18 protein-coding genes and 1 other RNA gene are annotated in these 16777 nt (G+C 58.4%); 3 read left to right on the top strand and 16 right to left on the bottom strand.

What is annotated here, in order from left to right:
* Positions 1-179 precede the first annotated feature (179 nt).
* Positions 180-1487, bottom strand: coding sequence for an ISL3 family transposase (locus ACFSYH_RS10480; protein WP_377466911.1), 1308 nt, complete (start codon positions 1485-1487; stop codon positions 180-182).
* A gap of 138 nt (positions 1488-1625) precedes the next feature.
* Here ACFSYH_RS10480 and ACFSYH_RS10475 point away from each other — a divergent pair, with 138 nt between their 5' ends.
* Entirely contained in the window at positions 1626-2372 is a 747-nt protein-coding gene (locus ACFSYH_RS10475; RefSeq protein WP_377466910.1) for a site-specific integrase, read from the top strand.
* A gap of 173 nt (positions 2373-2545) precedes the next feature.
* Here the strand turns inward: ACFSYH_RS10475 and ssrA are convergent.
* From ssrA to ACFSYH_RS10405, 14 genes are all read right to left on the bottom strand, one after another.
* Positions 2546-2919: a transfer-messenger RNA gene (gene ssrA / locus ACFSYH_RS10470) on the bottom strand.
* 240 nt (positions 2920-3159) lie between these two features.
* Positions 3160-3693: an SsrA-binding protein SmpB gene (gene smpB, locus ACFSYH_RS10465; protein WP_377466909.1), complete on the bottom strand. Its 534-nt coding sequence runs from the start codon at positions 3691-3693 to the stop codon at positions 3160-3162.
* 157 nt (positions 3694-3850) lie between these two features.
* Entirely contained in the window at positions 3851-5338 is a 1488-nt protein-coding gene (locus tag ACFSYH_RS10460; protein ID WP_377466908.1) for a peptidoglycan DD-metalloendopeptidase family protein, read from the bottom strand.
* Positions 5339-5340: 2 nt separating this feature from the next.
* Complete coding sequence (gene ftsX, locus ACFSYH_RS10455; protein ID WP_377466907.1) at positions 5341-6255, bottom strand: permease-like cell division protein FtsX; 915 nt, start codon at positions 6253-6255, stop codon at positions 5341-5343.
* A 9-nt stretch (positions 6256-6264) separates the two neighbouring features.
* Complete coding sequence (gene ftsE / locus ACFSYH_RS10450) at positions 6265-6954, bottom strand: cell division ATP-binding protein FtsE (RefSeq protein WP_377466906.1); 690 nt, start codon at positions 6952-6954, stop codon at positions 6265-6267.
* 508 nt (positions 6955-7462) lie between these two features.
* On the bottom strand, positions 7463-8572 hold the full coding sequence (prfB, locus tag ACFSYH_RS10445; protein WP_377466905.1) for a peptide chain release factor 2: 1110 nt from the start codon (positions 8570-8572) through the stop codon (positions 7463-7465).
* 132 nt (positions 8573-8704) lie between these two features.
* The gene (locus ACFSYH_RS10440) at positions 8705-8977 is read right to left on the bottom strand and encodes a PLD nuclease N-terminal domain-containing protein (protein ID WP_377466904.1); all 273 of its coding nucleotides are present in this window, start codon (positions 8975-8977) and stop codon (positions 8705-8707) included.
* Between the two features lie 37 nt (positions 8978-9014).
* Positions 9015-9506: a pilus assembly protein TadG-related protein gene (locus ACFSYH_RS10435; RefSeq protein WP_377466903.1), complete on the bottom strand. Its 492-nt coding sequence runs from the start codon at positions 9504-9506 to the stop codon at positions 9015-9017.
* A complete protein-coding gene (locus ACFSYH_RS10430) occupies positions 9499-9948 on the bottom strand; it encodes a hypothetical protein (protein ID WP_377466902.1) in 450 nt (149 codons plus the stop codon). The genes ACFSYH_RS10435 and ACFSYH_RS10430 overlap by 8 nt, the downstream gene beginning before the upstream one ends.
* Before the next feature lie 11 nt (positions 9949-9959).
* On the bottom strand, positions 9960-10331 hold the full coding sequence (locus tag ACFSYH_RS10425; RefSeq protein WP_377466901.1) for a TadE/TadG family type IV pilus assembly protein: 372 nt from the start codon (positions 10329-10331) through the stop codon (positions 9960-9962).
* A gap of 54 nt (positions 10332-10385) precedes the next feature.
* Positions 10386-10691, bottom strand: a complete 306-nt coding sequence (locus ACFSYH_RS10420; protein WP_377467200.1) for a hypothetical protein — start codon at positions 10689-10691, stop codon at positions 10386-10388.
* A 24-nt stretch (positions 10692-10715) separates the two neighbouring features.
* Positions 10716-11651 (bottom strand): type II secretion system F family protein, encoded by a 936-nt coding sequence (locus tag ACFSYH_RS10415; protein ID WP_377466900.1) that lies wholly within the window; start codon positions 11649-11651, stop codon positions 10716-10718.
* Positions 11648-12499 (bottom strand): type II secretion system F family protein, encoded by an 852-nt coding sequence (locus tag ACFSYH_RS10410; protein ID WP_377466899.1) that lies wholly within the window; start codon positions 12497-12499, stop codon positions 11648-11650. The genes ACFSYH_RS10415 and ACFSYH_RS10410 overlap by 4 nt, the downstream gene beginning before the upstream one ends.
* Complete coding sequence (locus ACFSYH_RS10405) at positions 12487-13725, bottom strand: CpaF family protein (RefSeq protein WP_377466898.1); 1239 nt, start codon at positions 13723-13725, stop codon at positions 12487-12489. Before ACFSYH_RS10405 ends, ACFSYH_RS10410 begins: the two co-directional genes overlap by 13 nt.
* Before the next feature lie 334 nt (positions 13726-14059).
* Here ACFSYH_RS10405 and def point away from each other — a divergent pair, with 334 nt between their 5' ends.
* On the top strand, positions 14060-14695 hold the full coding sequence (gene def, locus ACFSYH_RS10400; protein WP_377466897.1) for a peptide deformylase: 636 nt from the start codon (positions 14060-14062) through the stop codon (positions 14693-14695).
* A gap of 9 nt (positions 14696-14704) precedes the next feature.
* A complete protein-coding gene (locus ACFSYH_RS10395) occupies positions 14705-15538 on the top strand; it encodes an SOS response-associated peptidase (RefSeq protein WP_377466896.1) in 834 nt (277 codons plus the stop codon).
* Between the two features lie 170 nt (positions 15539-15708).
* Here the strand turns inward: ACFSYH_RS10395 and ACFSYH_RS10390 are convergent, their stop codons facing one another.
* Positions 15709-16773: an adenylate/guanylate cyclase domain-containing protein gene (locus ACFSYH_RS10390; protein WP_377466895.1), complete on the bottom strand. Its 1065-nt coding sequence runs from the start codon at positions 16771-16773 to the stop codon at positions 15709-15711.
* Positions 16774-16777: the final 4 nt, after the last annotated feature.

Below are 16777 nucleotides of genomic sequence, written 5' to 3'. Positions count from 1 at the left end.
CGCAGTGCGTAACGCAGTGTAACGCTCGTGCTACACGCTGCGTTACACAATAAACAGTTTCTGAACTGGGTAAATACTCTTTTTATAACGTGTAACGCGTGTAACGTACACATGAGCCCCTCTTAAGAACACACATACATACACAGCCCTATCAGAGGTAGGTGAGTATATGTGGCTCTTCACAATTGAGGGTGTAGTTGGGGTCTGAATCCGCCGCACTCGAGCAGGCCGCGGGCGATGTAGTGCTTCAGGTTGCGGAAGCCGAGGGCTGACCCACGTAGGTGTTCGAGGCGTCCGTTGGTGGCTTCGGTGAGTCCGTTGGATGTTCCGGGCCGATCGAAGTAGGCCAGGACGTCCCCTGCGCGCTTTGTGAGGGTTGCAGCAAGGCGGCGGGCCTCGGTGCAGCCGGTAGGGATGGTCGGGTACTGTGTCTGGATCTGATGGTTGAGGAAGAACTTACCCAGGCCCCGGTCGGGTTCACGGTAGGCGGTGATCACGTTCTGGTAGAGGTGCCAGGCGACCTCGACTTCCACGTAGCGTTCATCGGCGAATAGGCCGGTGATGCGAGCATGCTGTTTGCCGGTCAGTAACCCAGCACCTGTCAGCAGGGTTCGCCTGCACGAGTAGAGCGGATCGCCCTTGCGGCCGCGCCGGGCGTGGATGTGTTGTTGGACCTTGCGTCGGGTCTGTTCTAGTGCGTCTCCTGCCAGGCGAACGACGTGGAAGGGGTCCATGACCGTGACCGCATCAGGGAGTTCTTCAGCGGCAGCTGACTTGAACCCTGTGAAGCCGTCCATCGCGACGATCTCGACCCCCTCGCGCCACGTCTGGGGCCTATCGGCTAGCCAGTCCTTGAACACGGCTTGTGAACGCCCTTCGACCATGTCGAGGAGTCGTGAGGGGCCTGTTCCGTCTCGCACGGGGGTCAAATCGATGATCACAGTCACGTACTTGTCACCTTTAGAGGTATGCCGCCACACGTGCTCGTCGACCCCGATGACATTGACTCCATCGAAGCGGTCGGGATCATCGATCAGCAACCGTTTACCCTCGGCCAAGACCGCGTCGTTCGCGGTGTTCCATGCCACCGCCAGGGCTTCGGCCACCCGGGCCACCGACAAGTGTTGAACCACGATGCCTTCCAAGGCCCACCGCAGCCCGCGCTTGGTCAGTTTCGCCCTGGGAGCGGCTGCAGTGCTGGTGTCTTGACGCCACACATGCCCGCATTCGGAGCATTTGTAACGGCGCACCACGACCTCGAGCGTGGTTGGGCGCCACCCAAGCGGTTCATGCGCCAAACGGCGGATCACCGTGCCACGGACCCGGCCCTCACACCCACACCGGCGGCACCACTGGTCAGGGGCCACAACCCGGCACCGCAATACCGCCCGGACACGTTCCAGACGCTGACCCACAGCGACCAAACCCAACTCGTCAAGTCGGCAAAACGTCGTCAGATCAGGGGCAACAAAGGTAGCGTTAGACACGTCGAGGTCTTTCGGATCGAAGGCGTAGGAACCTCCAACATCGGAGGACCTCGACCCTCACCCCCGCAACGACGCGCCAGACGACCCCACACCCTAAATTGTGAAGAGCCCGATAAAGGCGTCGCACCCGCCAAGCAGATGCGTTCGAACCTCAACCAAGTCTTAGCTCTTGCAGTGCGCTGGGGTGTCATCGACCAGAACCCCGTTCCTCAAACCGAAGCGATCCTCACGCAACGCAAAAAGGTTAAGACAATTTCCCCGGAGCAAGTTCAAGACTTTCGCGCATTCATACGTGACAAAGCTGCCTCCCCGACTCCTAACACATATATCCAGCAGCTCGACATTGTGGACCTCATGTTGGGCAGCGGAATCCGTATTGGGGAAGCTCTCGCGTTAAGGAAGGACCGCATCCGCGGACTGGGCACGGAGAAGGTCTCAATTGTTGTTGACGCGACCCTGACACGAGACGAAACCGGTCTCATATTCGCTGAAGTTCCTAAGACTGACGCGTCAAACCGTGAAGTAGTCCTCGCGGACTTCGCTACGGAAGCACTACAACGAGCCATAGCTATGGACCTGCCAGGCGGACCGTACAATCTCGTGTTCCCTTCCCTTTACGGGCGGGACAACCTACGTCAACCAGGTAACGTACGCGACTGGCTTGCAAAACTTGTGAAGGGCACCCCCTGGGAACAGTTCCCTGGGACACACATCTTTAGAAAAACTGTCGCAACCGCCGTTGCCAACGATGACGAAGCTGGCGGTATCGAATCGGCAGCCAAACTGCTTGGCCACGTGGACTCTGTCACGACCCGAAAGCACTACGTTGAGCGGGTGCCACTAGCACCGGACGTCAGTTCAACATTGAACAGGTTTGACGAGTAAGAAGACAGATATACAGCAAAGAGGGACCTCACACGAGGTCCCTCTTTGCTACTGGAAGTTACGAATATTCCATGTATTTTCCATGTAAGCCCCTCCCACCAGGAGGAAAGAAAACTACGAAAGATGCTTCTATCTGCGTAAACACAACTCCGAAAGGAGCCGGTGCACGCGATAAGTGGAGGCGCGGGGAATCGAACCCCGGTCCGATGACGCAAATCCAGGACTTCTCCGGGCGCAGTCTGCTATGGATTTTCTCGGCCCCAGCACTCGCACAGACACGTTTGCTGACAGGCCCAGTCGCCTAAAAGTCCCCTTAACCCCAGCGACAAAGGTCAAGAGCGGAGCTATCTAGATGACGCCAGGAACCGGGGCGATAGCAACCCCGGGCTGACGGACTTCATGTGGCTCTGCGCAATCAGGCAGCAAGAGCGAAGTCGGTGCGCTTAGTATCTGCACCTATTGTTTGTGGACGTCGTTAACGAGATAAGCCCACATCCTCGGCCCGCTTCCCCTCGAAACACGATCACCGTCGAAACCGATCGCCCCCAAGAGTGTGAAGCATCTATTGTGTTTTCAATCTTCGTGCCACCTGCTTGCGCAGGTGAACGCTTGTTCAAGTGTAGTTCACGCTCACACTTGCCGTCGCGTTATTTATTTCAAGCGTTGCTCACACCAGTTTATTCCGGCGCGTGTCCGCTTAATGCGGTGCTGTTGCACCGCGCTGCTTGCCGACGATTCCCGCCTCCCAGTGCAAGGCACGCTGGGTGGCGGCAGGCTCGTCGTGAAGCTACATCTTTTCGCGCAGGCGCATGGCGCGCAGTGCCTCGCGGTTGTCTTGCTTCTCGCGCAGTGCGTGCCGTTTGTCGTATTCCTTCTTACCGCGGGCGAGAGCGATCTCGACCTTGGCGCGACCGTCCAGCCAATACATCTGCAACGGCACGATGGTCAGACCCTTTTCGGTGGTCTTCTGGTGCAGCCGTGCGATCTCGGACTTGTGGAGCAGCAGTTTGCGCTTACGGCGCGGCGCATGGTTGGTCCAGGTACCGTGCGTGTACTCGGAGATGTGCGCGCCCTCAAGCCAGGCTTCGCCGTTGTCGATGTACACCCAGCCGTCCACGAGCGATGCACGTCCGGCGCGCAGTGCCTTGACCTCGGTTCCACCCAAAACCATTCCGGCTTCGAAAACATCCTCAATGAGGTAGTCGTGACGTGCTTTCTTGTTCTGGGCGATAATCTGGCGGACCGGGCCTGAGTCCTGGGCCTTGCCCTTGGAATTCGGCTTGGTGGCACCGGGTATGTTGTACATTTTGCCCTTGACCATCTTGCCTCCTCATGCCTGGTTGTCGGTCTTAAGTGTCGTGCCTAAGTAGCCTACGTCAGGGACAACCGCCAATTCCACTCAAATATGCCGCAGGGTGATGTGACACATGTTGCACAGCGCGATGCACTGGCGAGCGGTCCCATGTGGGGCATGTATTCTAGCGGCTCGTCACCGTCATCGGGTCAATCGTGGAACCATTGACGTACACCTCGAAGTGCAGGTGGCAGGCACCCGACAGCCCGGTGTTTCCAGAGAGTCCAACAACATCTCCGGCCTTGACCTTGGCACCCGCTTGCGTCTTGAACGAGGTCAGGTGGTTATACGAGGACATGACGTTCTTGCCGTTGATGGTGCCGTGGTTGATGAGCACCTGGTTGCCGAACCCACCCTTCCACTGCGCCCACTGAACCGTTCCGGCACGGCCCGCATATACGTTTGTGCCGCAGTAGGTGCGCATGTCGGTGCCGGCGTGCAGGCGGTAGTAACCGAGGACCGGGTGAAGGCGCCAGCCGTAACTGGAGGTGACTACCCTGTAGTCGGTAGGCCACTGGAACCAGTTTCCGCTTGCACCGCCGGAGTTACCCCCGCCAGAGCCGCCGGAACCTCCCGAATTACCGCCACTGGAACCGCCTGTGCTACCAGAGCCGCTTGATCCACTGCTGGCGGAATTTGAGTTACCACCAGAACTGCTTTGCTGCTTCTTCTTCTCGGCGTCCTTTTTACGTTGCTCCTCGAGTTCCTTCTCGCGACGTTCCTTCTCCAGGCGTTCTTCTTCCTTGCGCTGATCCTCTTGCAGCCCTGCAATTTCACGGATCTCATCGGTGAAGGAGGCAACGTTGGCATCCTCTTCCTTGAGTTGCTGCTCAACCGCCGCCTTGCGTCCCTCAATACGCTGGGTTGCCGAGTTCTTCTGCGAGATCAGGCTTTCAACCTGGGCTTTCGCATCAGCGGCTTCCTTCTCCTTCTGCTGAGTCTCAACGACCTTGGCATCTGCCTGTTCCTTGAGCGTGGTGATGATGTCGTTGACGGCGTCAAGACGCACTTGGGCGTTGCGGGACACAGCTCGGGTTTCACGCAGTTTGTCGAGAGACTTCGTCTGCGAGCGCAGGGCCGTGGTGTTCATGGAGTATCGGGACACGAAGTCCTCGGTGGAGTCGGCGCCAACGATCAGGCTGACGCTCGACATGTCGAAATCACCGCGTGCTGCTTGGCGGGCCATCTCCGCGACACCGCTTCGAGCCTGGTCCATCGCTTCATCGTTGGCGGCGATCTGATCTTCGAGGCTGCCCTTTTCCTGCTGGGCGTCATCGAGTTTCTTGGCCAGTTTGTCGGCTTCGCGCTGCGCGGTCTGGTACTCCTTGGTGGCGACGTTGAGCGCGGCCTCGGCCACGGGCAACTGTGCCTGGACCTCCTGAAGTTCGATATAGGCCTTGGCCAGTTCGTCGTCCGTGTGCGCAAGCTCGTTTTCGAGATCGTCACGCTGTGCCTGTGCCTGGGCCTGCTTCTCCTTGGCGGCTTCCATACGATCGTCCAGATCATCCGCGTATGCCGCATTGAGCGAGATTAGCGATACCGAGAACACCAGGACGGCGGCCAGCAGTGCCGACACAAGGAGCCGGACGTGGGATGTCAGTTGCACTTTCATGATCACACCTTCGTATACCGGCTCAGCGTCACAATCGAGGAGATCGCGGCAAGCAGGAACGCCACACCGATCAGGACCGGTGCCAACAACAGGACGTCATTTGTGGTGATGTAAGGAATCCAGTTCATGGATGTGTCGAGCCATCCCTCGATCAGATACCTCACGCCAAGCCACAGCCCGCCCACGGCAAGAACCGCTCCGATGGTTGCGGCGATCGCGCCTTCAAGCATGAACGGTAGTTGGATGAACAGTGTTGAGGCGCCGACGAGGCGCATGATTCCGGTTTCGCGGCGGCGAGACAGCGCGGAAAGCCTGATCGTCGTGGTGATGAGCAGCACCGCCGCCAGCAGCATGACGCCGGCGAGTCCTGAGGCAACCAGAGTTGCCGTGTTCAGGATGTTGAACAGCGGTTCGTAGACTTGGCGCTGGTCGTGGACCTCTTCAACACCGGCTCGCCCGCTCAGGGTCTCGTTGATGATCTGGTACTGCTCAGGGTCGTTCAGTTTGATACGGAACGCCGCATTCATGTCATCGACGGACATGGATGAGAACCACCAGCGGTCTTTGAAGTTCTTTTCAAAGGTTTGCCAGGCATCTTCTTTCGATTCGAAGATGACTTCGCGGATCTCTGCCGAGACCTCTGGCGATGCAAGGACAGATTCCAAGTCCTTGATCTGTTGGTCGGTCGCCTCACCGTCCGCGCAGGTGACAACCCGAGAATCCTGCGGGCACAGGTACACGGTGATCTCGACCTTGTCGTACCACTCCCCCTTGAACTTTTGGATCTGGGTTTGAGTGAGCACGGCAGCGCCAACGAACGTCAGCGAAACAAACGTCACGAGGATAACGGAGATGGTCATCGACAGGTTACGGCGAAGCCCGATGCCGATCTCGGAGAGAATGAACTGAAAACGCATGGCTACCCCTTAACGTGACGATCCGTAGACACCGCGAGTCTGGTCGCGAACCAGCTCGCCCGTGGACAATTCGATGACGCGTTTGCGCATCTGGTCCACGATCTCGTCATCGTGGGTGGCCATCACGACCGTTGTGCCGGTGCGGTTGATGCGGTCCAGCAATCGCATGATGCCCAACGACGTGGTCGGGTCGAGGTTACCTGTCGGCTCGTCGCACAGTAGGAGCGGTGGGCGGTTCACGAACGCGCGCGCGATTGCGACACGTTGTTGCTCACCACCGGAGAGTTCGTGCGGGCGGCGCTTTTCCTTGCCCGCGAGTCCCACCATGTCCAACACCTCGGGAACGGTGGTCATGATGTGGTGTTTCGGCTTACCGATCACCTGCAACGCGAACGCGACGTTCTCGAACACGGTCTTGTTGGGCAGCAGCCGGAAGTCCTGGAACACCGCACCCATCTGACGGCGCAGTTGTGGCACACGCCAGTTCGACAACGAGGTCAGGTCATTCCCCGCGACGAGTACGCGTCCTGCGGTTGCTTTCTCCTCTCGCGTCACAAGGCGCAGGAAGGTCGATTTTCCTGAACCTGACGCTCCAACAAGAAAGACGAACTCGCCACGCTCAATTTCGAGCGAGACGTCGTTCAGTGCAGGGCGTGCGCCGCGGGCGTACACCTTGGTGACATTGTCTAAACGGATCACGAATCAGTTCCTTGGGTACCGGTTGTGGTGGCGGCTGTCGCCTCAGCGTTCGGCTTCGCGCAGGATATGCGCTTCTGCCTGACGACGAGTCGGTCAGTTCAGTTGACCGGCCTACGTTCCGTAAATGGTTACGCACGCGAGTCGGGCAACTTTACAGCCTTTTCGAGACTATGTAGTTGGACAGGGTTAAGCGGTGCTGACACGCCGTTGCCACCAAGATGCTCACAACTCCAGCATCGTCCACACCTGACCGGTTGTGAGAAAACTCCGCTTCCGAGACCAGTCCAACGCACCCGCGTTCCACTTCCCCAAACCAGAATGCGTTCCAGCGCACTCACCCTGCGAAAAACCACACGAAAGTGCACAACACGACGCAATCAACTCGTCGCCAATCTGGATACAACTTGGGGATATAGTCCACCGGATCCCCCACACCAACGCAAAGCGGGCCCAGCCTGTTCCCCGAAAACTCGGGGCGGCTGAACCCACTGGACGAAAGAGATAAAACCTACGCTTCGCGGTCCTGCGAACGGCGCCAGCGGATACCCGCCTCGATGAAGTCATCGATAGCACCGTCGAACACTGCACCCGTGTTACCGACCTCATGTTCGGTGCGCAGGTCCTTGACCATCTGATACGGCTGCAGCACGTACGAACGCATTTGGTCGCCCCACGATGCCTTGATGTCTCCGGCCAGTTCCTTCTTCTTCGCTTTCTCCTCCGCCTGACGCTCAAGGAGCAGCCGGGACTGAAGCACGCGCATAGCGGCGGCGCGGTTCTGGATCTGGGACTTCTCATTCTGCATCGACACCACGATTCCGGTCGGGATGTGGGTCAACCGCACGGCGGAGTCAGTCGTGTTCACGGACTGTCCACCAGGACCGGACGAACGGAACACGTCAACGCGGATCTCGTTGTCAGGGATCTCGATGTGGTCGGTCTGCTCGATGAGCGGAACCACCTCAACGGCAGCAAACGAAGTCTGGCGGCGACCCTGGTTGTCAAACGGCGAAATACGCACGAGACGGTGCGTGCCAGCCTCGACGGAGAGGTGACCAAACGCATAAGGTGCCTTGACCTCGAATGTTGCGGACTTCAAGCCCGCTTCCTCAGCGTAGGACGTGTCCAGAACCGCAGTTGGATAGCCATTGCGTTCCGCCCACCGCAGGTACATGCGCATCAACATCTCCGCGAAGTCAGCCGCATCCACACCGCCAGCTCCCGCACGAATCGTCACCACGGCCTCGCGGGCATCATACTCGCCAGCCAACAGAGTACGGACTTCAAGCTGATCGAGGTCCTTCTTGATGCCCTCGAACTCCAGCTCAGCCTCAGCCAGGGTATCCGCGTCATCGGCGTCCTGTGCCATCTCGACAAGAACCTCAAGGTCATCGATTCGCTGCTCCATCGACTCAATACGCTTGAGCTCGTTCTGGGCAGTCGACAAAGCGGAGGTGACCACCTGGGCCTTGGCCGGATCATCCCACAGGTCAGGAGCAGACGCCGCCTGCGAGAGTTCAGCGATCTTTACGCGCAGAGCATCTGGGTCGCTCACCGCCGAGATGGTCGCGAGCGTTGAGCGTAGTTGCGGGATTTCTGCAGAGAATTCAATGGCCACAATCAATCATTCTACGTTAGAGGCCCAACCGATTTCGTGCGAAGTGGTGTGACCCGTAGCAAGGATAAAGAGTTACGTCACAAGATCGCGCTGAGAAAAACTGCAGACCACTTTCTCAAAACGTTCGCACTACTACTGGGGGTTTGAGTCCTCCACTGCGTTAGGATTCCCAACCTTACGGCCCACTAGTAGCCATCCGATCGGCCCAAGAACAGGAACAAACAGAATCAAAAGGAACCACACGAGAGATTGCGTGACATTGAGATGTTTCGATTCCTTGAAGAAACTCATGGATGCCCACACGAGCAGCACAAAGGTCACAAGCAGCAAGACACTGCCGAGCAAGTCGTAAACGGGCGGAATGAAAAGATCGATTCCCTGCACCTCTGGAGTTGTCAAGATCATGTTCCCAAGTCTAGCCATATCTCCGCAGATCAAAGGACTACTGTGCTGATTGGCGAATACCCGTGACGTTGCGCGCGGTGGCAAACTCCTGCAACCGCACAAACCTACCCGGTGCCGAGTCGTCTGCCGTTCCGACCATTGAACTGGCCAACGCAGTCGCATAGATCGCCAAGTCGGCGCCCTCCTCCGTCGCGGCCACTGAAACTCTGGTCAACCCATACTCCCCCGCCACATATACCGCGTATTTCCTGGCGGCGGTAAGTGGGTCTTGGTTCTCGCGCTCTTGTCCTTCGTTCCCTTCACCATCGGTGAAATTGCCGATGTAGGCATTCCTCGTTGCGGTATCGCTGTATACGAGCGCCGCACCATCCGCGACATATGCCAAACGCTTCTTGTCTAGATACAGTGCGCCAACATGCGCAATCCCAGCAATGAGGAGCAGGGCAACGAGTGCGACGCCCAGCCCCAGGAAGAGAATATTCCCGTCTTCACCTCGCGCATTGCGAAAACCTCGGAAGCGATCACTCACGGAGTTCTCCCCGATACGAGTACCCCTGTGCACTGACAGTGAGCCCACGAGGCAACCAGCTCGCGCCAGGCGGCTTCACGGTGTAACTGACCGTCGTTTCGATTGATGCTCCTGCTGCACACGCCGTCTCACATGCAACGGATACCCTGAGGTTCTTCTCGGTGACAGCCAGCCCGAAGTCTTCGAACGCCAGCTCCGCAATCAGCAGTTGGGTTTCCCTCGATACCCTCCCCTCCTGCGAAATAGCATGGGAACGAGCGATGGCATGCGCCGTTGAATGTGCGGCATAGGTTGCGGCTTGCACCTGCGATAACGCGATCATGAAGTACAAGATTGGGATCAGCAAAACGGCGATGACCCCGATGAACTCCACCTGTGCATTCCCAACTTCGCGGTCTTTACACAATGTCTCTCTGAAACGACGACCCTGCGTTCTTCTCATGGTCAAGTCACCTAGTAGTTGTCAGATTCGATCACGGCTCGACCGCTTGCGTGCAACTTGGCAGGAACCGTGAACAAGCCAAGCACAGGCAACGATGCAGACACCTGCACAACGATCAGGTCACGCCCGTCAGCCGTTTTCTCCGCGGTATTGACTGAAAAGTCCTTGAACTGCCCTGCCCGGGAGTTCGCGTATGCAACGGCATCGCTCGACGTGGCATCGAGTCGAGCGCCCTGCCTGGCGGCCTCACCCGCGATATCGGTCAACACGTTTCGTGAGTGCATGATCAGTGCGCCCTGAATAAGGCCGAGAAACACCGTGATGAGCAGGAGTGAGGTCAACAGGAAACTGACCGGTGCTGAACCGGCTTCTCGATGACTCAAGGTGTATACGTTCAAATGCATATGGGGCAACCGTTTGGGGATGGAACCCGATGTCTAGCTTGCTTGACGCGAGATCTGACTGATCGCTTCGTTGAAGAGTCCTTCGAGTGCTGGACCGGCAATAGCCCACAGCGCCACGACAAGGCCCGCGGACATCAGAGTTATCAAGACCCATCCGGGAACATCGCCGCGTTCTCGCTGGCCACGTATGGAATTTGAGGCACGCGCCACGGCCTTGGAGTTGCGCCAGTCCGACCGCTTCAGCGGCCTACGCACCCCGGAGGGAGCGCTTGCCCGCGGCGCGGGGAGCTTCACTGTGACCTTCTCTTGCTCTGAGACGACCCGTACTGTTCGTAGCACGATGTTCCTTATCTATAGGGGTAATCAGAATCCGATTCTGAGGACTTGGAGGGAGGGGAATACTGCGAAGACGATGGTTATGGGCAAGATCAGGAAGATCACGGGAAACAACATCGTGATTTCTTTCTTTCCGCCTGTTTCCATAAGTTCTCGGTGTCCGAGTTCCCGTGCATCTTGGGCTTGGGCGCGGAGCACCTTGGCGAGTGGGGTGCCTCGTTCAACGGCGAGTGCGACACCATCGGCAAACCTAGTGATCGCGGCCAGGTCGGTGCGCTGTCCGAGGTTCTCAAGGGCTTGGGTGAGCGTGATACCGGAGCGTATTTCGCTGACGGATGCTGCAATCTCTTCCGCGAGTGCACCGCGACCAAGATTGGATACGCGTTCGAGAGCTGCGAGTGGTCCTTCGCCTGCTGCCACCGAGAGTGCTAGGAGTTCTGCGACGGTGGGAAATTCTGTGAGAATGTCCTGCGCCCGTGAGGTGATCTGGTTTTTGAGCCGGTAGTCGCAGGCGATGAGTCCTGCAAAGGGTGCGCCGATCACGAGAATGACAAGGGGAACAACTGACACGTTGCGGCTACCCGCGAGGAGGAAGGAGAGGACAACCGCGCATAGTAGGCCGAGAACGGCCCATTGAATCTGTTCGAGTCGGTACTCGTGGATTGTCGTTGAGCGCCCTGCCCGCCGCAGCCTGGCTTGGAGTTGACTGGACGGCGAACTGAAGATTTCTAGCAGCGAATCAAGTGCGTCCGCGAGTGGTTCAATTGCTTTGCCCCAGACTCCCAGTGGGGACGATACTCGCCTAGAGCCAAGGAAGCGGCCACGTTCGTCAGCGTCCACGAGATACGGGGCCAATCGGGTGTCCAATTGGAACTTGCGGGCGTCGAAGTAGGTGTATGCGAGCATGATTCCTGCGGCGAACAGCAATCCGGCTATGACTGCGGCAACGATGAGTGGGGTCATGCGAGGACCCGCTTCTCAGTTGGGAGCGCACCGAGCCTGAGCATCAACCAGTAGGCGAAGACCGTCACCGCAGCACCGATGAGTATGAGGAGGGTGCCGGTCGAACTCGCATAGGCTTGGCTTGCCTCAGGTCGGGTCGACAGCATCAACAGGATTACCCATGGAGCAGCGACTGCGACTCGTGCCCCGCCAACAGTCCAACTCTGGCGGGCCTCGAGTTCTCCGCGGGTGCGTAGGTCTTGGCGGAGAAACTGGTTGAGCGCTTCGAGCAGGACTCCGAGTTCGCTGCCGCCCACGCTTCGCGCCAGGCGTAGTGCTTCGATGACTCGATCGGCGACGGGGTCAGCGAGACGGTTTTTCATGGAGAGTAGACTCGTGTCGAATTGACCGGAGGCGTGGTAGTCCCGTGCGAATTCCTGGAAGTCAGGCCGTAGTTCGATCGGTCCTCTGTGGGCAACCTGTAGCACTGCCTCGGGCAGGGAGAGCCCCGCTCGGATTCCAGAGATCAGGTGTTCGACCACTTGGGGCCATTCAGCGCGACGTCTGCGGCGTGTGCTGGTGGCACGGGTGTACACAACGATGAGTAGCGATAACCCGCTTGCAACACCCGCGACCAGGGCGGCCACTGGCAGTCGAGAAATCAATAGTGCGATGGCGGCACCGACTATTCCAAGCAGGACTGATGCGAGAACAAACATGTTGACGCTGACGCCTGTAAACCCTGCGGCGTGTAGGTCGTGGTGGAAGGTGGTTTCGCGGTTGCTCGGAGCACGCTGGGGCCTCTCCCAGAAGCTGGACCACACGAGGGTTGCCCCCAGGCCAAGTATCAATCCGACTACGACGCCCATTCGACGCTCGTTTCCAGGAGTCGGTGAATGGATATTCCGATACGGTCGTAGGCTTCCTGTTTTGGTGGATAGCCCTCGCCACGAACTAACTGGCCGTCAACGGTTTTGAAGATCGCGCTCATTTCGATGCGGGATTCTTCGACTCTTCCGGTCAGGCCACAGATCTCGCGGACTCGCCGTTGCCCTGAAACATCACGATCCAGGTGCACGATGAGATCAATTGCGGACGCCACGGCTGGGTTCACGAAGTGTGCGGTGACGTTTTCTCCGGCAAGCAGCGGCAGGGTTGAGAGCTTTGCCACTGCGTCTCGGGCGGCGTTGGCGTGGAGCGTGGCCATTCCCGGCAGCCCGGAGTTCAGTGCTATGAGGAGATCGAGTGCCTCTGCCTCGCGTACCTCGCCCACGATGATTCGGTCTGGGCGCATACGTAGCGATTCTTTCACCAGCCTGCGCATGGTGATCTCGCCGTACCCCTCAAGATTGGCCTGACGGCACTGCATAGCCACCACGTCTCGGTTCGCGAGGTTGAGTTCGAATACTTCCTCAACGGTGATGATGCGTTCCTTGGGTGGGATGGCTCCGGCAAGGGCACGCAGGAAGGTCGTCTTTCCGGCGCCGGTTGCACCGGAGACGACAATGTTCAGTCCCGCACGTACGCTCGCTTCAAGGAACTGCGCGGTTTGGGCCGTTAGGCTGCCCCGGGACACGAGTTCGCTCAGGCGTTGCGCTCGTGCCACGAACTTTCGGATATTGACGCTCATGTCACGTCTCGTGATGTCCGGGATGACCACGTGGAGTCGTTCTCCGCCAGGCAGCATCGCGTCAACAAATGGTGTCGAAAGGTCGAGCCTGCGGCCAGTGGAACCGAGCATGGTCTCAACGAGTCGTGCGATCTCGTCCCGAGTGAGGACGGTTGGCGTGAGTTCAGGTATGCCGTGCCTTGCCACAAACACGTGTTCGGGAGAGTTGACCCAGATTTCCTCCACGTCGGGGTCATCCATATACTGCTGTAATTTCCCCAGGCCACCAACGGCGTCCATGAGGAATCTGCTGGCTGAAACAGGGTTGGTCAACGGTATGACCTTGCCGAGAATCGCCATTCTCTCGTACTGCTCGATCGTGCTGGAGACGAGTTCGTGAAGGCGCGACTTGTCCGTCATCGGATCAAAGCCGTCCTCGCGCACGAGTTCACGCACGTGTGCTTCGAGTGTTTCGAGAGTGTTCATTGCCCCTGCGATGCGTAAAACGCGTGAAAGTACTGGTCAGATAGGAGCCTAGGTTTTTCACCCGGATGAAAACAATGGATAGGTCTAGCCGCGTCGTTCTACCCATGCAAAACCGATGTGGTTCATCCACAACAGCACTTCTCCCCTTGCATCGTTCGACCATCACCCGCTCATCGTCCAGCACGTACAATTGACGTGGCCTGTTTCCGGACGGTTTGCACCGGCCTGAGTAGTTGCCATCTCCGTCTCAACGCCGTAGCGCCCAACCGCGCAGCGGAATGAGACGTAAGGCCCCGCATACACCAGCGCTTGTACGCTCATCAACGGAGTATTCATGATTCACCCAATCGTCATCGATGGCGATCCTGTTCTTCGCCGCCGCGCTGCGGAGGTCACCGACTTCAACGACGAGTTGCGCGTACTCATCGCAGACATGTTCGAGACCCTCGATGCCTCCAATGGCGTGGGTCTCGCGGCACCGCAGATTGGTGTTGGCTTGCGGATCTTCGTCTACGACGGGCCGGATGAGGATGAGCAGCGCCGTGGCGTGATTGTGAATCCGACGATGCAGATCGTGCAGCGCCCGCCACTGTTTGCACAACGCGAGGGTTTGAAGGCACGACCTCCGAAGATGCTGCTCGATAACGAGGGGTGTCTTTCGTTCCCGGGGCCAGATCACGACTTAAAGCGCCACTACGCGGTGTTGCTCAAGGGCTTTGATGAGTTCGGTGAACCGATCGAACTGTCTGGTGAAGGGTGGTTTGCCCGTCTGCTTCAGCACGAGTACGACCACCTTGACGGTTTCTTGTACGTGGACCGTCTGAAGGGTAGAGAGGCGGCTCTTGCCCGGGAGGAATCTCGCGAGAACGGCTGGGGTGTCCCGGGACTTAGCTGGATGCCTGGCGTTGACCCCGATCCGTTCGGACACGATGAGGTTGATGAAGACTGGGACGCCGAGGATGAGGACTAAGGGAGTCCCATGTGCGGACGGTATGCGTCTTTCGCGCAGGGTGATGACCTAGCCGCAGCATATGCTCGCAACGGTTTTATCCAAGACCCGCTCTTTGGTGACGGTACGGATAACTGGGGTCCCAGTTGGAACATCGCACCCACACACGATGTACGCATCATCGTGGACCGACCGGTTACCGCGCAGGCTGCGGAGACCTTGGTCATGGCCTCGGGCGAACGCTCGCCCGCCCTTGCCGGGTTGATCAGTCAGCTCGCCAAGAGCGATCCACAGGAGAGTTTGATTGACGACGATCTGGTACGTCAGGTCCGTCGCGCCCGGTGGGGTTTGGTTCCCGGCTGGGCGAAGGACCCATCCGTTGGGGCGAAGATGATCAATGCCCGCAGCGAGACTATTACGGAGAAGCCATCGTTTCGCAGGGCATTCGCATCTAGGCGCTGCATCATCCCCGCGGACGGGTACTTCGAGTGGACTACATTGGAAGGTCCACCACAGCATAAGATCCCCAGCTACATCACGCCCTACAGCGATGGGATGTTCGCCTTCGCGGGAATCTACGAGTTCTGGAAACCCCACACCGCCACTGACCGGCAGTTGACACAGTGGCTCGTCACCGCGTCGATCATTACGACTGCTGCACAAGATGAACTGGCGCAGATCCATGAGCGTCGCCCGATCTTCCTCACACCGGACACATATGATGCCTGGTTGTCTCCGCACACGAGCGTGGATGAGGCACTGGACATTCTGCGTATCCCGGTCTTACCTACGGTTCAACGTGTGGTATCCACTGACGTAAACCGCGTTGCGAACAACAGCGAATCACTGATCCTCCCCGTCTAGCCACACTGAACCAGGTTGAATGTGTAAGACATTACTTGTGTGTGAGGGTCGCGTATCTTCACAGTGCAGTAATTTTCTAAACGTTCAGATAAGCCGCAGCCCTCAAACAGACAGGGCTAGTTCAGGCTGGGCTTGGTCAAACAGGGTTTGTTCGGGCAGAGTCTGACCGATCAGGACTGGCCAGGCTTGTACGCGTGCTGAAGTTGCACGGGAGCAATCGACCCAAGTCCTTGGATCTCACGCTCATCATGTGCAATCAGGGCGAAACTTGGGTCTTCGGCGAGAAGCGCCGCTGTATCTTGGTCAACCATGACCGTTCCGGGTTTCGCCTCGTCAGATAGACGGGCTGCGAGGTTCACGGATGTTCCAAACACGTCGCCAAACCGTGAGAGCACACGCCCCCACACGAGGGAGACGCGTACCTGCGGCAGATCCTTCATCTCCTCGCTACGCCCAGCGTTCGCGAGGCCCAAGGCGACTTCTGCACCCGTGTGGGGATCGTCGGCAATGAAAAGCACCGCGTCACCTATTGTCTTCACAACGCGACCGCCTGCGCGCGTGATGACGTCACGCGCCGCCGCCTCGAAGTTGGAGACGAAGTCGGAGAGTTCCGAGGACCGCATTTTCGCTGTCTGCGACGTGAACGAGACGATATCAGCGAACCCCACCGCGCGCGGTAGCGGTAACTGGCCCGGGCCACGGGTGACGCCCTTCTCTGGACCGAACTCAACGAACCAGCGTCCCACGAGTGCCGCCATCTGGCGCCGCCATGCGTGCTCCATCTGCTGGGCAAACACAGTATGCATGCGCTCAAACTCGGAGAGAAATTCTTGGCGTGCGCGGGCGTCGTCCCAGCCGTAGTTGTGGGCGTAGTGTTCAACGAGCGCCTCGGCCTGCCACAACGCGAGACGTTCCGCCGTGTGACCGGCCGAGCGGATAAGCGAGGTGAGGGTACGGTGATCGAACTGTTCTGCCTCTGCCAGGTCAAGCAGGGATTTGATCGCGTCGGCATCGGCCTGGGTGAAAACCCTGGCTTCCTTCTTGGTGTTCGGTAATCCCAACGTCTGCCAGTAGTCGTTGACCTGTGCGGAGGTGGCGCCGGTGGCTTCGCACAGTTCGGCTTCGGTGTAGATCGGCGCGCCTTGAAGTAGTGATTCTTCGAGGCCGCGTGCAGTATTTTGAGGGTCTCTCAGGGCACGCGGCTGCGCATCCGATTGGTGGTTGGGAATTGTCACCTAG

The organism is Populibacterium corticicola (assembly GCF_042683685.1).
GTDB lineage: Bacteria > Actinomycetota > Actinomycetes > Actinomycetales > Cellulomonadaceae > Timonella > Timonella corticicola.
This window is presented reverse-complemented; position numbering and strand designations above follow the sequence as displayed.

Coding starts and splice junctions, on each gene's coding strand:
- ACFSYH_RS10475 (WP_377466910.1), top strand. CDS start 1,626: ATGCGTTCGAACCTCAACCAAGTCTTAGCTCTTGCAGTGCGCTGGGGT.
- smpB (WP_377466909.1), bottom strand. CDS start 3,693: ATGGTCAAGGGCAAAATGTACAACATACCCGGTGCCACCAAGCCGAAT.
- ACFSYH_RS10460 (WP_377466908.1), bottom strand. CDS start 5,338: ATGAAAGTGCAACTGACATCCCACGTCCGGCTCCTTGTGTCGGCACTG.
- ftsX (WP_377466907.1), bottom strand. CDS start 6,255: ATGCGTTTTCAGTTCATTCTCTCCGAGATCGGCATCGGGCTTCGCCGT.
- ACFSYH_RS10440 (WP_377466904.1), bottom strand. CDS start 8,977: ATGATCTTGACAACTCCAGAGGTGCAGGGAATCGATCTTTTCATTCCG.
- ACFSYH_RS10430 (WP_377466902.1), bottom strand. CDS start 9,948: ATGAGAAGAACGCAGGGTCGTCGTTTCAGAGAGACATTGTGTAAAGAC.
- ACFSYH_RS10415 (WP_377466900.1), bottom strand. CDS start 11,651: ATGACCCCACTCATCGTTGCCGCAGTCATAGCCGGATTGCTGTTCGCC.
- ACFSYH_RS10410 (WP_377466899.1), bottom strand. CDS start 12,499: ATGGGCGTCGTAGTCGGATTGATACTTGGCCTGGGGGCAACCCTCGTG.
- ACFSYH_RS10405 (WP_377466898.1), bottom strand. CDS start 13,725: ATGAACACTCTCGAAACACTCGAAGCACACGTGCGTGAACTCGTGCGC.
- def (WP_377466897.1), top strand. CDS start 14,060: ATGATTCACCCAATCGTCATCGATGGCGATCCTGTTCTTCGCCGCCGC.
- ACFSYH_RS10395 (WP_377466896.1), top strand. CDS start 14,705: ATGTGCGGACGGTATGCGTCTTTCGCGCAGGGTGATGACCTAGCCGCA.